Below are 16,666 nucleotides of genomic sequence, written 5' to 3' on the forward strand. Positions count from 1 at the left end.
GACCATCACTGTGTCCACGTTATGCGCGTCGGCGATGGCGTCCATGATCCGGTCCCAGTGGCCCGCATAGCTCCACCGATTGAAGCGGTTGTAGACCGTTGTCGGTGGGCCGTATTCGCTGGGCAGATCGGCCCAAGGGATGCCAGTACGCAGGACGTAGAAAATGCCGTTGATCACGCGGCGGTCATCTACCCGCTTCTTGCCGCGCGTTTTGTTAGGCAAGACAGCTTTGATGAATTCCCATTCCAGATCGCTCATGTCTGATCGCGCCACTTACATCCTCCCGCCCGTTGTTTGGACGAAATGAATCACAAACCTATAACATTGAACAGGAATTAATGGGTGTGCTGCCTAGTTTCGCATGCGGATGCCTTCGTCCCATCGAAAGCCGACACCTCCACCTTGCCAAACACCCTCACCAATTGGATTGGGGCCGTCAATGTTCACATGTAGTGGCAAGCCAAAGCCTGGTGCGAGGTCCTGAACACCCTTAATGGTACTGCGGTGCATGATCCTTAGGCCCTGTCGCTCTACTGACATATGCGCTTCCGGTGCGGCGCGATGCGCTACGGCCAAATTGTCAATAAAGACGCAATCGTTTTCGTGATATTCATAGGCCACTGCATATCCGTCTGTCATCCCTGCGTTCAGGATGTCATTGTATTCTTGGCAAAGTTGCTTCAGTTCGTCGGCGTGAAGAAGGCTGAAACCATCATGATCGGGTAACTTTTCGAGGACCGCGCCGGTCATTCCTAGGTGTAGCCAGATGCACTTTTGTCCGGAGACGGGGTGCTCATGCACCAACGGATGCACAACACCTGAGGCGGAGTTCACGGATGACATGCGGCTCCAGCGTTCCTGGCGGCCTTCTGAGAGAGCAGCGAAGGCAAAGCCCTGATGTGCAAAATGCGTACCACCGCCGTTTTCGGCTGGCCGAACAATGTGATAGCCGGAATGGGAGAACGTCGCGGGCAGGAAGCTGCCGTCGTTGTGCCACTGCGGCCCCACATCCGGGATACCATGTCGCTCATCGTTAGAAAGACGGAAAATGTGGGGGTTGCCGCCGGGCGTGGCAGGATGCACGCCATGGGTGCTGTGCAATTCCTTGCCACCCCAAAGACAACTCGCACGTAGAAAATCCTCTGCGTCCAATTGAATCTCGTTCTTAAAGACGAGAAAACCGCGATACGCCATTTCACGTTCGAGAACGTCGACAACCTCCAGCGGCAGTGCATCCTCTGACGCCAAATCAATCCCAGAAACTTGCGTACCAATCGGATCAAGAGCCATCATCTCGCCGCCAAATTTTTCGAGGATAGCGACGTGCGCAGCGTCTATCGGGGGCAGTTTGCATGCTTTGGCAATCAACGGTTCTCTCCTTTGTCTCAATTATAGCCAGTTACCCTTCTTTCATTGTGAAAGTGGGCAAGCCAAACTCGTGTGGACGGCCCGTAGCGGCATACTGCATCAGCGTCGGTTGGTGTTTTCCACGCTGCATATGAATGACCGGTTCTTCTGCCGCATGACAACATTCCAACGTCAGGACAGCTTTCTCGCTGTGCTATCTTGTTCGTCATCCCAGCCCAGAATTTTCGATAGTTCATGCCCGATTTGAATGATCTGGGGGCCAAGGTTTTCGCGAAACACTTGCGTGAACACGCGGACCGAACCTGTCGCACCAATTGACAATGTCGCGCCTGGGCCGCTTGGTGCAAGAGGAGCCGCAACCGAACACAAGCCGCGCTCGATTTCTTCGACGCATTCGGCATATCCGCGCTGGCGGATGGTCGCAAACTCCGCTTGCAGCTCATTCACACTTGTGACGGTGAATTCAGTGTAGGCCCGCAGCCGACCTTCCAATTCCTCGATCAAAAACAACTCTGGCGAAAAGGCGGCAACAGCCTTTGAGCAGGAACACGCATGTAAGGGGCGCTTTCCCAAACCCGGATGAAGATAGGACACACCATCGTCCGGCGTCTCAACATGAATGATTTCCACCGACCTCCCACGAAGCCTCGAAAGGAAAAAAGCAGCTCCAAACTGTGTGGTAGCTTGCTTCAGCACGGGCGCGATCAATTCCAGAAGCGTGCGGTCGGAATGATCGCTGCGTGCAATCGCCTTCAGGCGGGTTCCAATCGTGAACTGCCCGCGCCCGACAGGCTTGAGGAGGCCGACACTGACCAAATCTTGCACGAGCCTGTAGGCAGAGGGTTTTGGAAGATCCGAATGGGCGCAGATCTCGGCCACTGTCGCCTCGCCCTTCTGACCGACAATTTCGAGAATGCACGTGAGGCGTTCCAGATGCATATTTTTCCTTGTGAGAATCTAATTATCGAATTACGAGAAATGGAACGTAATCGCAAGGGAGGAATGTGAAGATGGACGGTGCATGTTGCGGCCCGGGCTATGCAAGCCCGGCAGAGGCCGTCAAGGCCCCGCGCGAAAAACTGCTGTATACGATTGCCATCTACACCGGCACCGGCATCCAGAAACCAGACTATCTGGCGACTGTTGACGCGGACCCTGACAGCCCGACCTATAGCCAAGTCATTCACCGGCTTGAGATGCCTGGCATCGGGGACGAGCTGCACCATATGGGCTGGAACGCTTGTTCTTCATGCCATGACGACGCAGGGATGTCGCGCAAGTTCCTTTTGGTGCCGGGCGTGCGGTCCAACAATATTCATGTCATTGACACCGCCACCGACCCCTACGCGCCGCGCCTTCACAAGGTGATCGACGGGTCCGACATCAAGTTGAAAACCAACCTCAGCGGACCTCATACCGTGCATTGTCTTGGGTCCGAGATCATTATCTCTTTCTTGGGTGACGCGAAAGGTGAAGCGCCCGGTGGCTACCTTCATCTCAATAAGGATTTCGAGATCGTGGGCCGTTGGGAAGAAACCATGGGCGATATCCCGTTCAGCTATGATTTCTGGTACCAGCCGCGTCACAACGTTATGGTATCCTCAGAATGGGCAGCCCCCAATACGTTCATGCCGGGCTTTGATCTGGAAGAAGTCGGCCACCTGAAATATGGACGTCGGCTGCACATCTGGGACTTCGAGGCGCGCAAACCGGTCGAGACGATGTATCTGGGCGAAGACGGCCTGATCCCGCTTGAGGTCAAATTCCACCACAACCCCGACAGCAGCCATGGGTTCTGCGGCGCAGCCCTCAGCGCCAATGTGATCCACTTCTGGAAGTCCGATGCGGGCAAATGGGAGTGGGAGAAGATCATCGATGTTGAAAACGAGCCGCATCCTGAATGGCCAATTCCCGTGCCGGGCGTCATGTCGGCGATCCTTGTGTCGATGGACGACAAATATCTGTACCTCAATAACTGGCTGCACGGCGACATGCGCCAGTACAATATTGAGGATCCACACAACCCGGTACTGACCGGGCAGGTCTGGATGGGCGGACTTTTGGGGAAAGCTCCGGAGGTGAATGGCGTCAAGGTCGCAGGTGGGCCGCAGATGTACCAGCTCTCGCTCGACGGCAAGCGATTGTACGTTACGACCTCGCTGTTTTCGACATGGGACAACCAGTTTTATCCCGAAATCCGCACCCAAGGTGGTGTCATGGTGATGATTGATTGCGATGTCGAAAACGGCGGCATGACAATCAACCCCGATTTCATCGTCGATTTTGGCAAGGAACCAAATGGCCCCAGCCGCTGCCATGAAACCCGCTATCCCGGCGGCGACTGCACGAGCGATATCTGGCTGTGACCGAAACGCGAACCATCACCATCTCCAACAGGGGTGGCACGACCTATCAGGTCGATGCCCGCCGTCCGTTGCTCGACACCCTGCGTGAACAGGACGTCGATCTGCCATATGGCTGCAAATACGGCGGTTGCATCACCTGTGCGGCCAAGTTGACCGAAGGCGAAGTCGATCAGCGCCGCCAAGTGGCGCTTAACAACCGTCAGATCAACAATGGCTATGTCCTGCTGTGTGTCGCCCGCGCCGTCACCGATTGCACCCTCGAAATCGGAGTCGAAAGCCACGACAAACTCTACCGAAACCCTTTCCTCGATCCGCTGGAGCCGCATGAGCTCAAGGCGGATATCGCTACTCCGAAGGAGCACTGACCCATGCCTGCCCAAGCGTTGGATGACCTTTACGACTACGACCAGAAATACCTTGCTGACATCCTCAAATCAGTGAAAACCATCGCCATGGTCGGGGCCAGCGCCGACAAGACCAAGTTCAGCTATGGTGTCCTGCGCGTGCTGCACGAGACGGGATACGACATGATCCCGGTGAACCCTAACCCGAACCTGAAGGAAATTCGTGGTATTCCGGTGTATCATTCGCTCGAGGAAATCGACCGTCCCGTCGATATGGTTGAGGTCTTCCGCCCAAAGGAAGAGTTCTATGCCATCACCGAAAAGGCTATCGCCATCGGTGCGAAGGTGATCTGGGGACAGATCGAGGTCTATGACGACCGAGCGGCGAAGCTCGCCGAAGAGGCCGGGCTGAAAGTGGTGATGAACCGCTGCCCCAAGATCGAGCTCTTTCGCCCGTTCTGGAAGCCGCGCCTCGATCTCGCCATTTGACAGCAGCGGCACGATGCCGTCCGCAAAAGGAAACTGAACATGTCCCAGAATATCATCAAGTCGGCCAAAGACCTTGTCGGCGAGGCCACGTCGAGTGTCCCTTCCGTTAGCGTCGAGGACGCTATGCCACTTGTCAGCTCGCCCGACCACGTCTTTGTGGACCTGCGCGATGGCATGGAACAGGCCAAGACAGGCGTCATCCCGGGAGCCGTTGCGTCGTCGCGCGGCATGATGGAGTTTCATATCGATCCGGAGAGCCCGGTTCACAAAACTGAATTCAACCAAGACAAGACTTACGTCTTTTACTGTGCCTCCGGTGGCCGCTCGGCTATGGCGGCGAAAGTGGCCATTGAGATGGGCCTGTCGCCGGTTGTGAACATGGCTGGCGGCGTTGCCGCGTGGAAAAAGGCCGGAGGCACATTGGAGTAGATCATGGACGGAGCAATCGAAAACGACAGTCTCATCTTGCGCACGGACACGGATGGTATCGCCATCCTGACTCTGAATGCGTCAAAATCAATCAACGCCCTGTCAGAAGCGATGCTGGCGGCCCTGTCGGAGACGCTGGACGCAATCGCAGCGGACCGTAGAGTCAAGGTCGTTGTGCTGCGCAGCAGCGGAAATCACTTTTGCGCAGGTCACAACCTGAAGGAAATGACCGAGCGCCGTGCCGACGACGATGGTGGTTTTCAGTATTTTCAGGACCTCTTTGCCAAATGCTCCGCGATGATGTTGCGTGTCGTGCGCCTGCCACAACCGGTTATTGCCGAGGTGCGCGGCATCGCCACTGCGGCAGGCTGCCAACTCGTGGCCTCCTGCGACCTAGCGGTGGCAGCTGAGAATGCGACTTTTGCTACATCCGGTGTGAATATCGGTCTGTTCTGCTCGACCCCAATGGTCGCCTTGTCGCGCAATGTGCCGCGAAAGATGGCAATGGAGATGCTGCTGCTGGGAGAATTCCTGCCCGCCGCACGTGTCGCCGAAATGGGCCTTGTGAACCGTGTCGTGCCATTGGCAAAGCTCGAAGAGGCAAGCATGGAAATGGCGCGCATCATCGCTGACAAATCACCGGTTGCCGTCAAGATCGGCAAACGTGCCTTTTATGAACAAATCGAAATGCCGCTGGAGGAGGCCTATGACTTTGCCGGTCGCACAATGGCGGAAAACATGATGGCCAAAGATACGGTGGCAGGCATCGGGGCGTTCACCCGCAAGGAGCCTATGCCAGAATGGAACGGCGAATGACCTTTGACGGGCCAGAGCTGGCACGCAACGCAGCCAATCACGCAGCCCTGTCGCCGGTTTCGATCCTCAAACGCGTGGAGCGTGTGCACCCGGAACTGCCCGCGCAGATCCACGGGGCGATCCGGCGCAATTGGGGTGAGGTCGCGGAGCGGTGCAAGCGGCTTGCTTCAGCTTTGGCCAAGCGTGGCATTGGCAAGGGCGATACCGTCGCGCTCATCGCTCCCAATATCCCTGAGGCTCTGGAATGCGCACTGGCTGTGCCCATGCTGGGTGCCGTGCTGAATGCTAACAACACGCGGCTGGATGCGGCTACGATCTCCTATATTCTTGACCATGGCGAAGCCACAGTTCTGCTAGTCGATACCGAGTTATCCGCGATGGCAGCCGAGGCTGTTGCACAATCCGGCCGTGACCTTCTGATTGTCGATATCGAAGACCGAGAAGGACCGGGCGGCGACTGCATCGGTATGTTGACCTATGATGATCTGCTGGCCGAGGGGGACCCCGACTTCGCCTATGCCCTGCCGGATGACGAATGGGACGCACTGGCGCTGAACTATACCTCCGGCACAACGGGACGACCCAAGGGCGTGGTTTATTCCCACCGAGGCGCATGGACCAACGCGGTCAACAACGTGGTCACGTGGGAAATCCCGCACCATCCTGTCTATCTTTGGACGTTGCCGCTGTTTCACTGCAACGGCTGGTGCTTTCCTTGGACAATTACGATGCTGGCCGGCTGCCATGTGTTCCTGCGCGCCCCCCGGGCCGACGCGATCTATGACGCCTTCGCCGATAATGGTGTCACCCATCTGTGCGGCGCGCCGATCATCATGTCGATGATCAGCGGGGCCACCAAAAAGCGCGATTTCCCGCAAAAGATTAAGATGATGACAGCCGCCGCGCCGCCGCCCGCCAGCGTCATCAAAGGGATGGAGGCCATGGGCATCTCGATCACCCATGTTTACGGGCTGACCGAAGTCTATGGCCCAGCGGTCGTTTGTGCCGAAAAACCTGGGTGGGCGGCGCTTCCCATTGATGAGCAGGCCGAACTCAAGGCCCGCCAGGGCGTCGCTTATGAGCTTGAGGAAGACGTGCTGGTTCTCGACCCAGGCACCGGCACACCAGTGCCGTGGGATGGCAAAACCCAAGGCGAGGTCGTGTTTCGCGGCAATATCGTCATGAAAGGCTACCTGAAAGCCCCGGAGGAAACCGCCAAGGCCTTCAAGGACGGATGGTTCTGGTCTGGCGACATCGCGGTGCAACATGCCGATGGCTACATCGACATCAGGGACCGGTCCAAGGACATCATCATCTCGGGCGGGGAGAACATCTCCTCCATCGAAGTGGAGAGGGCGCTTTATTCTCACCCTGCCGTCAGCTTGGTTGCCGTGGTGGCTATGCCGGACGAAAAATGGGGAGAAGTTCCCTGTGCCTTTGTCGAACTGTCATTCGACGCCACAGAAGAAGAACTTCTGGCCCATGCAAAAGCAAATCTTGCCGGATACATGCGGCCCAAGAAAGTGGTCTTTGGCGAGCTGCCCAAAACCACAACTGGCAAAGTCCGGAAAAATGAACTCCGTAAACTGGTTCGACCGCAAGGCTGACCTCTAACACCTTATTGGAACACGAACATGAGCACAAACCACGAACTTGGCTTTGCAGAATTCAGTTTCGGCACTCAGGTACGTAAATCCCCGTACTCCGATGCAGCCCTGCGCTGGGGCGCCAAGGGTTTTTCGGTCTACAACCACATGTACATCCCGCGTGATTTCGGCAATTCGGTGCAGAATTTCTGGAACCTCGTCAAACACGCGACCTTGGCCGACGTGTCCGTGGAACGTCAGGTCGAAATCACTGGGCCCGATGCTGCCCGTTTCACTCAGTACCTGTGCTCGCGCGACCTGTCAAAATGTGAGGTAGGTCAATGCAAATACCTTCTGATCACGGATGAGGACGGCGGGATTATTAACGACCCCATCCTGCTGAAACTAGCCGAGGATCATTTCTGGTTGTCCATCGCGGACAGCGACGTCCTGCTCTGGGCGAAGGGTGTGGCCGTGAATTCGGGGATGAATGTCCAGATTTGCGAACCGGACGTTTCGCCGCTCCAGCTTCAGGGGCCAAAATCGCGCGAAATCCTGCGGGCCTGCTTCGGCGACGCGCCCACGGAACTAAAATACTTCCGGTTCATGGAATTCGATTGGTACGGTGTCCCGCTGATCATTTCGCGCACAGGGTGGACAAGCGAGCTAGGATACGAAATTTACCTGCGCGATGGCTCGGCAGGAAACCGGCTTTGGGAGCATATCATGGATATCGGTGTCCCTCTCGGCCTGCGTCCGGGTCACACCTCAACAACCCGCCGGATCGAGGCGGGGATGCTCTCTTATCACGCCGATATGACCTTGGCGAACAACCCCTTTGAATTGGGTCTTGGTCGTCTGATCGACCTTGAGATGGAGGCGGATTTCGTTGGCAAGAATGCGTTGAAACAGATCAAGGAAAACGGTGTCAAGCAGCGTCTGGTCGGCCTCGAGATCGAAGGCGACCCATTCGTGGGCTCCAATGACTTCTTCTGGCCGCTCTTGAAGGACGGAGGTCAGATCGGCACTGTCACCTCGGCGATTCATTCTCCGCGACTGGAAAAAAACATCGCGCTCGCAATGATAAAGACCGAATACTCTGCCGTCGGAACGGATTTGATAGTAGATAAGCTGGGCGAGACGCGCGGCGGCGTTGTCGTGCCGGTGCCGTTTTATGACCCGAAGAAGTCAATTGCCTCCGCAAGTTGATCTGATCGTGGCACCGTATTAATGGCCTGTCGCAGAGAACAGTAAAAACGCGCGTACGCTGAAGGCAAAAGTCTTTGCGTGCCTCGGGCATTGAAAAATGAAGTCATTGAAGCAGCGGCAGCGAAATGGCTTTGTCCGCAAGTGAGACATCGGCATCGCAAAACTTGCTGCGCCGTGAATAAACGACCGCTTTTCACTCTGCGGTGCGGCTAACAATTTTGGCATTCGCATCGCTGCATTTGCGAGCTTTAGCAACAGAGCACTTCCACATTGGGCCTCTCCCTACACCTTCGCCGCGCGATCCACGAACGGCAGGTCTTGGATGAGGACTTCGGTACCAATGCTTTCAAAACGGAAAGATGGCTCAAGGCTTGTGATTTTCCAATGTGATTAAAATCAAGATTAGCGGCGTTTGATCCAACCAGGACAAAGTTATCCAAAGAGACGAGCAAGTAGGCCCGTTCTCTTGTCTGGAATTTCTATGTTAGGCAGATTTGCTTTACGCTTCTGCATGAAAGTCCAGACATTGGGCGCGACATCAAGATTCTCTTCATTCAATGTCTTGGCGTGCTCGACGAGATTTTGATTGGCGTAAACCCAGTCAATTATGCCGCGCCTGATATGCTCATCCTGAAGCGGGATTTCTGTACGCAGGTCCCTCATGGCTTGCGCGGCGTCTGATGCTCCGATTACGTCAAGATGTTCGTCCATCACACTGACGCGCGCGGCGCATTCATGATTAAGGAGCGCCCCGAGAATGCCGTTTTGGCCCATAGTGCAACGTCGCCACAGTAATGCACTCAGAACTGTTTCGACGGTCTCGTTAGGTGCATCTTCTGCACTGAGGGCTTTCTCGATGTGGCGAAGGGCGACAGGATCATCGTGCTCCAATAGCTGGTAGAGGTTTTGTGCCATTCCAACATTATAGCATCCACGAAGCTAAGATGCCAATTTGGCTCAATCGAAATTACCAAATGATGCGTCGTGAAAGCGGAAAGAACTGACGAACTGACACAAAAAGCAGGACAAAAAATGCCTGTGATGACCATAACAGTTCAAGAAAAATTGGCTCACCGTTGACCGAATGTCGCAAACGCAAATGCATGCGGCGCTGCGGCAAAAGCAGCGACGGCATGCCCATTTCATTTTCGTACCAGAACCGGAATACCTCAGGCCAAGAAGGGACTCTTGATGATCAATGTTCTGTCTGGAGTCTGGGCCCTTCTGCTCGGTATCGTGCTGATCATGCTGGGCAACGGCATGCATTTCACCCTGATTGGTCTGCGCGGCGGGATAGAGGGATTTTCGTCAACAGAGCTCGCCGTCGTTACCTCCGGTTATTTCTTGGGCTTCCTATCGGGCGCGCGTCTTACACCATTACTCATTCAGCGTGTCGGGCATGTGCGTGTCTTTGCAGCACTTGGCAGCTTTATGTCAGCTGGCCTGATCGCTCTTCCGCTTTTGACCGAACCCTGGGCTTGGACAGTCCTGCGAGTGCTTATCGGCTTTTGCATGTCGGGCATCTACGTGGCCGCGGAGAGTTGGCTGAATGCCGCAGCCACGAATGAGACCCGCGGCAAAGTGCTTTCGGCCTATATGATTGCGCAAACGCTGGGAATTATTGGTGCGCAAGGCCTGCTGACGCTGGGCGATGCGGCGACGTCCGTACTCTTCATCGGTGCCTCGATCCTTGTCTCGATCTCGTTCGCGCCAATTCTTTTGTCCGCGGTCACGGTGCCTGCGGTCCAGGTCGCGCGTCCGATGCCAATGCGCGATCTGTTTAAAGGCTCGCCGTTGGGTGCTGTGGGAATATTCCTGTTGGGGAGCGTTTATGCAACGCAATCAGGCATGGGTGCTGTCTTTGGCAGTCAGATTGGGCTGTCCGCGACGCAGATCGCGGTGTTCATCGCAATGCTGTTCGCTGGGGCGCTGGTGCTTCAATATCCCATTGGCTGGTTGTCGGATCGGATGGACCGTCGCAAGTTGATCTTTGGGTCCGCAGCCTTGGGTGCCGCGTCTTGCATGGTGGGGTGGGTCACCGGCGCGGGACTATGGCCCCTGATGGCGGCCGCCTTCCTCGCCGGAGGGGTCACAACGCCACTGTATGCCCTGCTTTTGGCCTATACCAACGATGCCCTTTCCGCCGACGACATGCCAGCCGCCTCCGGGGGGCTTGTATTTACTTTCGGGGTGGGAGCGATCGCGGGCCCGCTGGTCACCGGCTGGGCGATGCAGCGGCTGGATCCTTATGCTTTTTGGCTGGTCCTTGGCGTTACCTTTGGTGCCATTGCACTCTATGCACTATACCGAATGACCCAGCGTGCGACGGTTCCCGTGAGCGAGACCGAAAGCTATCTGAATGTGCTGCCAACGTCCTCGCCGGTGGTGGTGGAGGCGGCAGGCGAATGGGCCGCAGAAAACGCCGAGGTTGAAAGCGTGTCGGGTATGGACTGAATCCAGCCGTAATTTCATTTGGATTGAGACAGAGCCACAACGGGGTTCCGCATAAAAGTTTTCTAAAACGGTTACTTTTTCCATGGGTTCACGGAAACAGAAATCCTGAGAGACCCAGGCCCCATACCCCTTTGGAAAAAGTTGGAATAGATCTTATTACGTCAGTGATAGCGAATAGGCAGCAGACATTCGTGCACGGCGCAGCATCGGTCAGTAATGGGATGTAGGTAGCCCGCAATTTCAAGGCGCGCGCGGATGGCCCACACCTGTTTGGGAAGCAGCGGTCGTTTCTGGCCGATGATCCGCCCCTTGTTCCATGCCTTGCGTTTTGGGGTGACTGAGGGAAGTTGGACTCTTGGCATAATATGCCCTCCAATCCCAGACATCAGCACCGCGCTGACGCCAAGAGCACAGCAACCGATCGAACGGCCGTTTTACGAAGGCTCCATCACGCGAAATCGCTACAGGTGCATTGGGCCGCAAAGAGCCCACTCGTGGAATGCTGCACTATGCACGGATGTCTGCTTACTATTGGTGGACACGGCGGCTTGTCACGCCGACGGACCAATTTGCACATTTGAACACAAGTCAGTTACGCGAGCATCTTTTTCAATCATAGCGGCCAGTTATCGGTGATAACGTCCTTCTCAATGCCAGACACTTTCAGCGATTGTCGCCCATGTCTGGCGGGACACAACCTTTGGGCCAGCGAGCAGCCAGTAGCTTTCGTGATGGGCAAGCGATCGCTCGTCAAGACGGACAAGAGTTCCTTCCTCGAGCGCACCGGCGCAAAGGGGTAGCGATGCGAGAGCTACTCCAAGCCCCGCCTTTGCCGCGGTCAGCGCAGAGAGTTGGGTGTCGAAGCGCAGATGTGGCACGGGTGTCGTCGGAATGCCGAAGGCCGCCGCCCAGGCAGGCCAGCCCGGGCGGGCCCCGGCGCAGGCAATCCGCGGCAAACTGGTCCAAGGACCATCGTGTTCCGTGAGGGAAGGTGCCGCGACGGGGGCCAACTCTTCGGCGTACAAGCGGGCCTTGAAGGGATGCGGCCAATCCCCCGTGCCATAGCGAATGCGGATCACATCATCGACCGGGGCATCATGCGCGCCCAGAATAAGCGTACGGATCGAAAGTTCCGCCCCTGTCACTGCCTGCAGGCCCCCCAACCGAGGCATCAGCCACAACTCGATCACCGACTGGCTGGCCGATATCGTCAGCCGTTTGCGTCCCGCCCCGAACACCGCCTCGGTGCTGTCACGCAATCCGTCAAGCGCATGGCGCACATGCGGAAGCCACGCCTCGCCTTCGACTGTCAGAGCGATAGTCCGTGCTTTGCGATTGAACAGTCTGACGCCAAGATGCTGCTCCAGCTGACCGATCCGCTGGCTGACCGCCGCCTGCGTCAGTCCGATCTCACTTGCGGCAGCGGTGAAGCTGCCAAGCCGGGACGCCGCCTCGAAAGCACGTATCCATTCAAGCGGAGGAAGGCGGCTTTCATCCATAAGAAAACCCATGTCTCACGTCAGTTATTCCTAATTTGTGTTTATGATGGTTCTGGGAAAAACTCCAGCCGAACGGTCATCGTAAAGGAGCCCAACATGCCAACCGTCACAGTCGATCAATCTGGAACCTTTCTGACGCTCGACGTGCCGTCTGGGCCGATGCGCTTCCATGCAATATGGCTGCGGGACAACGCGCAGGATTCCGAAACCCGCGCGGCGGCAAACGGCCAGCGGTTGATTGCCCTTCGGGACATCCCGGCCGATACTTGGATCGAGGCTGCGGAGATAACGGGGCGCGGGGCGCTGAACGTACGCTTTGCCCCCGAGGGCAAGAGCGTTTCGTTCGATCTTGCTTGGCTTGAAGCGCATGCGTACGATCATGCGGTACCCGCGCGACGCGGCTGGCTGGAAGACGGGGTCGAGACTTGGGATGCAGGTCTTATGGCAAACGTACCTTGCGGAGATTTTGAAGTGCTCCAACAAGGCGGCGCTGCTCTGCACGACTGGCTTGGTCAGATTATGCGCTATGGGTTTGCCAAGGTAGTGGGTGCGCCCGCCACCCCCGGCACATTGTTCGACATCGTGGGTCTGTTCGGCCATGTGCGCGAGACAAACTACGGGCGGCACTTCGAGGTCCGGACCGAGGTTAATCCCTCGAACCTCGCCTTCACCGGACTGGGTTTGCAGGCCCACACCGACAACCCTTACCGCGATCCTGTGCCGACCGTGCAGGTGCTGCATTGCCTCGAAAGCTCGGCGGCGGGGGGCGAGAACATGGTGGTCGACGGCTTCGCCGCCGCGCTGCGTTTGCGGGCAGAAGATCCTGAGGGCTTCGAGCTGCTGGCCAATCATTGTGCGCGCTTCGAATATTCGGGCGAAGACGGCGTTTGCCTGACCTCTCGTCGTCCGATGATCGAACTGGCGCCAGACGGCGCGCTGATCGGGCTTCGCTTTAACAACCGGTCCTGCGCTGCGATCACTGACGTGCCGTTCGAGCTGATGGCGGACTACTATGCCGCCTATCGCCGCTTGGGCGAGATCATCGATGACACGGCCATGGAGGTGACGTTCCGGCTGAACCCGGGTGAGGCCTTCGTTGTCGACAACACTCGTGTCCTGCATGCGCGCAAGGGTTATTCGGGCGAGGGCACGCGCTGGTTGCAGGGCTGCTACGCCGATATGGACGGTTTGCGGTCGACCCATGACGGAATGGCGCGTACGACAGCCTTGGAGGCCGCGGAATGAAACCCGATATTGAAACGTTGAACCGTGATACGATCGTCGACTTCATCGGGTCGATCTTTGATCGACGCGGCGGCGAGGAATACCTCGGCGAGCCTGTGACGATGGGCGAGCACATGCTGCAAGGCGCAACCATCGCCGAGCAAAACGGCCAGTCCGAAGAAATTATCGTCGCGGCCCTGCTGCATGACATCGGCCATTTCACCAGCGAGTTCGGCACCTTCACGATGGACGACACCGAGGACCGCCATCATGAGGAAGCGGGCGCCGAGGTGCTGGAGCGGTTCTTCCCGAAAGTGATCACTGACTGCTGCCGATATCACGTTGCCGCCAAACGCTATCTTTGTGCGACACGACCGGAGTATTTCAAGCGATTGTCCGAGGCCTCGATCCATTCCCTGAATCTTCAGGGCGGCGCCATGAGCCCGGACGAAGTGGCCGCGTTCGAGGAGAACCCTAACCTGGAGACAATTATCGCTGTCCGTTACCTTGATGAGGCAGGCAAACGCCCGGATATGGAAACGCCGGACTACTGGCATTTTACCCCGATGGTGCAACGGCAGGTCGACATACATTGCGGACGCGGTGCATGAACCGCGTGTTACTCGTCATCATGGACGGGGCTGGCTACGACGTGGCCCTTTCGGAATGCGGCTGGCTGGAGGGGGCTGTCGCGCTTGGGCAGGCACGCCGGTGGAAGATGCACACAGCTCTGCCCAGCCTTTCGGGGCCAATGTACGAAACCATTCACACCGGCCTCTGGCCGCATCAGCATGGGATCGTTTCCAATGAAGGAATGCGCGCATCCTCCTCTCATCAGCTCTATGTCGGACAACCGTGGGATCCGTTGCGCTCCGTCGGGCATTCGGATGAGACTGCCGATATCCAAGCCGCTCGGTTCTAGTCGATGGAGGGCTACGGCGCGATGAACGCCTGTGCCCCCGCCGAAATTGATCTTTGTGCACAGACCACGCTGATGATGGAACAAAATGCGCCCGATTACATGCTGTTGCACACTTGCTCGGCCGACACGCTTGGGCATACTTTTGGAGGCGACAGCAAAGAATATCGCCGCCAGATCTGGCACATCGACAATGCGCTGTCGCGATCAATCCCGGTGTGGCGCGACTTTGGCTATGATGTCATCGTCACTGCGGACCACGGTATGACGTCAGACCACTGGCACGGCCGCACGGCACGGGCAGCAACCGAAGTTCCGTTCTATCTGTTTTCTGACGCAGAAGCCCCAGAAGAGGGGGATGAGTTGTCCCAACTGGGCATCGCCGCATGGCGGCAGTGAACCCGAAGCAGCCGGATCTTGCTACGAAAGCCCTAAGTTACTTCAAGGACGAATATTTTGGCACCAAGTTCCGGCTCTGCCAAAAGATATGGCCTGAAGTCGGATGACCGCTCAACTTCTCGGACAGTTGGTCCGGAAACGAGGCCTTCGATCTTCTTGCTTAATCCCTGCTCTTCGTAGGTGTCCGGCCGCACATTAAAAATCACAAAACCTCCAGGACGCGTCACGCGAATGAACTCATCCAGACACTCTGCCGGTGCATGCCCGGGCCCAAGCGACCCGAAGCATGTAACGGCATCAAAGCTGTTATCCTCTTCAGGTATTGGTCGGCCGAGATCATGCTCATACAGGCGATTGTAAACCTGCAGATTTCCGGCATGTTTGATCATAGCCGCGGATATGTCGATACCAACGATATTTGTGTAGCCAAGTATGGCCAACGCTTCACCGACCAGACCGGTACCGCATCCTGCATCCAGGATCGCCTTGCCGCCTTTTGGCACGTATCGGGCAGTGAAAGCCGCCCCAATCGAGGGGAGCCTGAAGCCATTGGCGATGTTCTCTTCGTCATATCCGGATGCCCAAGATTCGTAGCTCTCGCGAATGGCCTGCGCCCCCTCGGCATTATAGACTTGGTCCAGTTGGTCAGTCTTTTTGATCATCGGGCGGCTCCATTTTTATCGGACTATAGCTTACTTTGGCCCTCAGAACTATGATCAAGCAACGATCCTGTTGTCCGGAGTGTGTAAATTCGCGGCTTCAGATTTGCTGCAGACTGCGTGAATGACCGCAATCGCCTCTGCGGTGCGGCAGCGATGTCGCAGCGGCGCAGCGGGTTCTGGTGCTGCGAGCGCACGCAGCGCGAAGATCCAATTCACAGTGTGGGCTCTGACCCGCCATTCGCTGCGGTTTGCACCAAGGTCCGCTGCGTCGCTATTTGCGAAGTCTCACACCGGCACCACCACCATTCTCTGCAATGAACTCAACCCCAGAACAGAAATCAAGGCAGGGGCTGCTTTGAGCGTCACATCACCCATGCTAGGTTGGGGGAATGACAGCCCACCTAAAGCGCGGCGGTACCCGCCTCACGACGATCACTAACCACCAGATATGGATCGAATGTTCCTGTGGTCGCGACGCGCCCGTCCGGGTGTCTGATGTGTTGGCAGGATCAAACCCGCCAGAAACCGTTGCCGATGTCGTAACGCGCGTCCGGTGCAGTCAGTGCGGTGTGACCGGAGCCAAAGATTTTAGGATCGTTTACAATCCCGCTGGCGGTGCTGCGTTCAATGCCATGCGTGGGGCAGAACAGAAGCGCGAGGATTGAGCCGGGGCCAACGCATTCGCGGCAATCCTCTCGGAAGAATCGATTGTGTGAAGGGAAGTGGGCATGGCGAGGTACTGGGGTGACAAATCCGGTGACAGTCACAAAACGGGCCAGCACCCTCCCAAATGCTGACCCGATAAGACCTTGAAGTCTTTCGCTTTTTTGGCTCCGGCGGTAGGGGCCGCGAGCGTGTTTCGTCATGTTCCACAATGTTGCAAAATTCCTATATTTCTTAGG

At 56.8% G+C, this 16,666-nt stretch carries 19 protein-coding genes and 1 pseudogene; 12 read left to right on the top strand and 8 right to left on the bottom strand.

Annotation, left to right across the window (positions count from 1 at the left end; all coding sequences use genetic code 11):
* The 3 genes from LC354_RS21020 to LC354_RS21030 all read right to left on the bottom strand — a co-directional run.
* Nucleotides 1-258 (bottom strand): transposase (locus LC354_RS21020; RefSeq protein WP_263289429.1); only part of this gene is annotated, 258 nt, incomplete at its 3' end.
* Nucleotides 259-351: 93 nt separating this feature from the next.
* Nucleotides 352-1,368, bottom strand: a complete 1,017-nt coding sequence (locus LC354_RS21025) for a TauD/TfdA dioxygenase family protein (protein WP_223427562.1) — start codon at nucleotides 1,366-1,368, stop codon at nucleotides 352-354.
* 171 nt (nucleotides 1,369-1,539) lie between these two features.
* The gene (locus LC354_RS21030; RefSeq protein WP_223427564.1) at nucleotides 1,540-2,307 is read right to left on the bottom strand and encodes an IclR family transcriptional regulator; all 768 of its coding nucleotides are present in this window, start codon (nucleotides 2,305-2,307) and stop codon (nucleotides 1,540-1,542) included.
* Between the two features lie 71 nt (nucleotides 2,308-2,378).
* Between LC354_RS21030 and LC354_RS21035 the strand changes: the two genes are divergently transcribed.
* Genes LC354_RS21035 through LC354_RS21065 form a run of 7 tightly spaced genes read left to right on the top strand, consistent with a single transcriptional unit; the run spans nucleotide 2,379 to nucleotide 8,607 of the window.
* The gene (locus tag LC354_RS21035; RefSeq protein ID WP_223427566.1) at nucleotides 2,379-3,734 is read left to right on the top strand and encodes a selenium-binding family protein; all 1,356 of its coding nucleotides are present in this window, start codon (nucleotides 2,379-2,381) and stop codon (nucleotides 3,732-3,734) included.
* Nucleotides 3,731-4,099 carry a 2Fe-2S iron-sulfur cluster-binding protein gene (locus LC354_RS21040; protein ID WP_223427568.1) on the top strand — a complete coding sequence of 123 codons (369 nt, stop codon included), beginning with the start codon at nucleotides 3,731-3,733 and terminating at the stop codon, nucleotides 4,097-4,099. Before LC354_RS21035 ends, LC354_RS21040 begins: the two co-directional genes overlap by 4 nt.
* A gap of 3 nt (nucleotides 4,100-4,102) precedes the next feature.
* The gene (locus LC354_RS21045) at nucleotides 4,103-4,567 is read left to right on the top strand and encodes a CoA-binding protein (RefSeq protein WP_223427569.1); all 465 of its coding nucleotides are present in this window, start codon (nucleotides 4,103-4,105) and stop codon (nucleotides 4,565-4,567) included.
* Nucleotides 4,568-4,606: 39 nt separating this feature from the next.
* Nucleotides 4,607-4,996: a rhodanese-like domain-containing protein gene (locus LC354_RS21050; RefSeq protein ID WP_223427571.1), complete on the top strand. Its 390-nt coding sequence runs from the start codon at nucleotides 4,607-4,609 to the stop codon at nucleotides 4,994-4,996.
* Nucleotides 4,997-4,999: 3 nt separating this feature from the next.
* Nucleotides 5,000-5,812, top strand: coding sequence for an enoyl-CoA hydratase (locus LC354_RS21055; RefSeq protein WP_223427572.1), 813 nt, complete (start codon nucleotides 5,000-5,002; stop codon nucleotides 5,810-5,812).
* Nucleotides 5,797-7,419, top strand: a complete 1,623-nt coding sequence (locus tag LC354_RS21060; protein WP_399204056.1) for an AMP-binding protein — start codon at nucleotides 5,797-5,799, stop codon at nucleotides 7,417-7,419. The genes LC354_RS21055 and LC354_RS21060 overlap by 16 nt, the downstream gene beginning before the upstream one ends.
* A gap of 27 nt (nucleotides 7,420-7,446) precedes the next feature.
* Nucleotides 7,447-8,607: a glycine cleavage T C-terminal barrel domain-containing protein gene (locus LC354_RS21065; protein ID WP_223427574.1), complete on the top strand. Its 1,161-nt coding sequence runs from the start codon at nucleotides 7,447-7,449 to the stop codon at nucleotides 8,605-8,607.
* A gap of 432 nt (nucleotides 8,608-9,039) precedes the next feature.
* On the opposite strand, the gene LC354_RS21070 is transcribed toward LC354_RS21065, so the two are convergent.
* Nucleotides 9,040-9,522, bottom strand: a complete 483-nt coding sequence (locus tag LC354_RS21070; protein ID WP_223427576.1) for a hypothetical protein — start codon at nucleotides 9,520-9,522, stop codon at nucleotides 9,040-9,042.
* A gap of 276 nt (nucleotides 9,523-9,798) precedes the next feature.
* Here LC354_RS21070 and LC354_RS21075 point away from each other — a divergent pair, with 276 nt between their 5' ends.
* Entirely contained in the window at nucleotides 9,799-11,061 is a 1,263-nt protein-coding gene (locus tag LC354_RS21075) for an MFS transporter (protein WP_223427577.1), read from the top strand.
* A 233-nt stretch (nucleotides 11,062-11,294) separates the two neighbouring features.
* Here the strand turns inward: LC354_RS21075 and LC354_RS21080 are convergent.
* Together LC354_RS21080 and LC354_RS21085 are read right to left on the bottom strand one after the other, a co-directional pair.
* A pseudogene (locus LC354_RS21080) lies at nucleotides 11,295-11,423 on the bottom strand (integrase); the annotation flags it as partial.
* A gap of 285 nt (nucleotides 11,424-11,708) precedes the next feature.
* Entirely contained in the window at nucleotides 11,709-12,572 is an 864-nt protein-coding gene (locus LC354_RS21085) for a LysR family transcriptional regulator (RefSeq protein WP_223427583.1), read from the bottom strand.
* Nucleotides 12,573-12,656: 84 nt separating this feature from the next.
* On the opposite strand from LC354_RS21085, the gene tmpA reads away from it, so the two are divergent.
* From tmpA to LC354_RS21105, 4 genes are read left to right on the top strand one after another with little or no spacing between them, the layout of a single operon-like run.
* Nucleotides 12,657-13,805 (top strand): 2-trimethylaminoethylphosphonate dioxygenase, encoded by a 1,149-nt coding sequence (tmpA, locus tag LC354_RS21090; RefSeq protein ID WP_223427585.1) that lies wholly within the window; start codon nucleotides 12,657-12,659, stop codon nucleotides 13,803-13,805.
* Entirely contained in the window at nucleotides 13,802-14,395 is a 594-nt protein-coding gene (gene tmpB, locus LC354_RS21095) for a (R)-1-hydroxy-2-trimethylaminoethylphosphonate oxygenase (RefSeq protein ID WP_223427587.1), read from the top strand. Before tmpA ends, tmpB begins: the two co-directional genes overlap by 4 nt.
* On the top strand, nucleotides 14,392-14,706 hold the full coding sequence (locus LC354_RS21100; RefSeq protein WP_223427590.1) for an alkaline phosphatase family protein: 315 nt from the start codon (nucleotides 14,392-14,394) through the stop codon (nucleotides 14,704-14,706). The genes tmpB and LC354_RS21100 overlap by 4 nt, the downstream gene beginning before the upstream one ends.
* 3 nt (nucleotides 14,707-14,709) lie before the next feature.
* Nucleotides 14,710-15,102 (top strand): alkaline phosphatase family protein, encoded by a 393-nt coding sequence (locus tag LC354_RS21105; protein ID WP_223427596.1) that lies wholly within the window; start codon nucleotides 14,710-14,712, stop codon nucleotides 15,100-15,102.
* Between the two features lie 32 nt (nucleotides 15,103-15,134).
* Here LC354_RS21105 and LC354_RS21110 read toward each other — a convergent pair whose 3' ends face one another.
* Nucleotides 15,135-15,764: a class I SAM-dependent DNA methyltransferase gene (locus LC354_RS21110; protein ID WP_223427598.1), complete on the bottom strand. Its 630-nt coding sequence runs from the start codon at nucleotides 15,762-15,764 to the stop codon at nucleotides 15,135-15,137.
* A gap of 509 nt (nucleotides 15,765-16,273) precedes the next feature.
* A partial coding sequence (locus tag LC354_RS21115; RefSeq protein WP_223427599.1) for a hypothetical protein occupies nucleotides 16,274-16,666 on the bottom strand: 393 nt, incomplete at its 5' end.

Origin of the sequence: Tateyamaria pelophila, assembly GCF_019966495.1 — a bacterium.
Classification (GTDB): Bacteria; Pseudomonadota; Alphaproteobacteria; order Rhodobacterales; family Rhodobacteraceae; genus Tateyamaria; species Tateyamaria pelophila.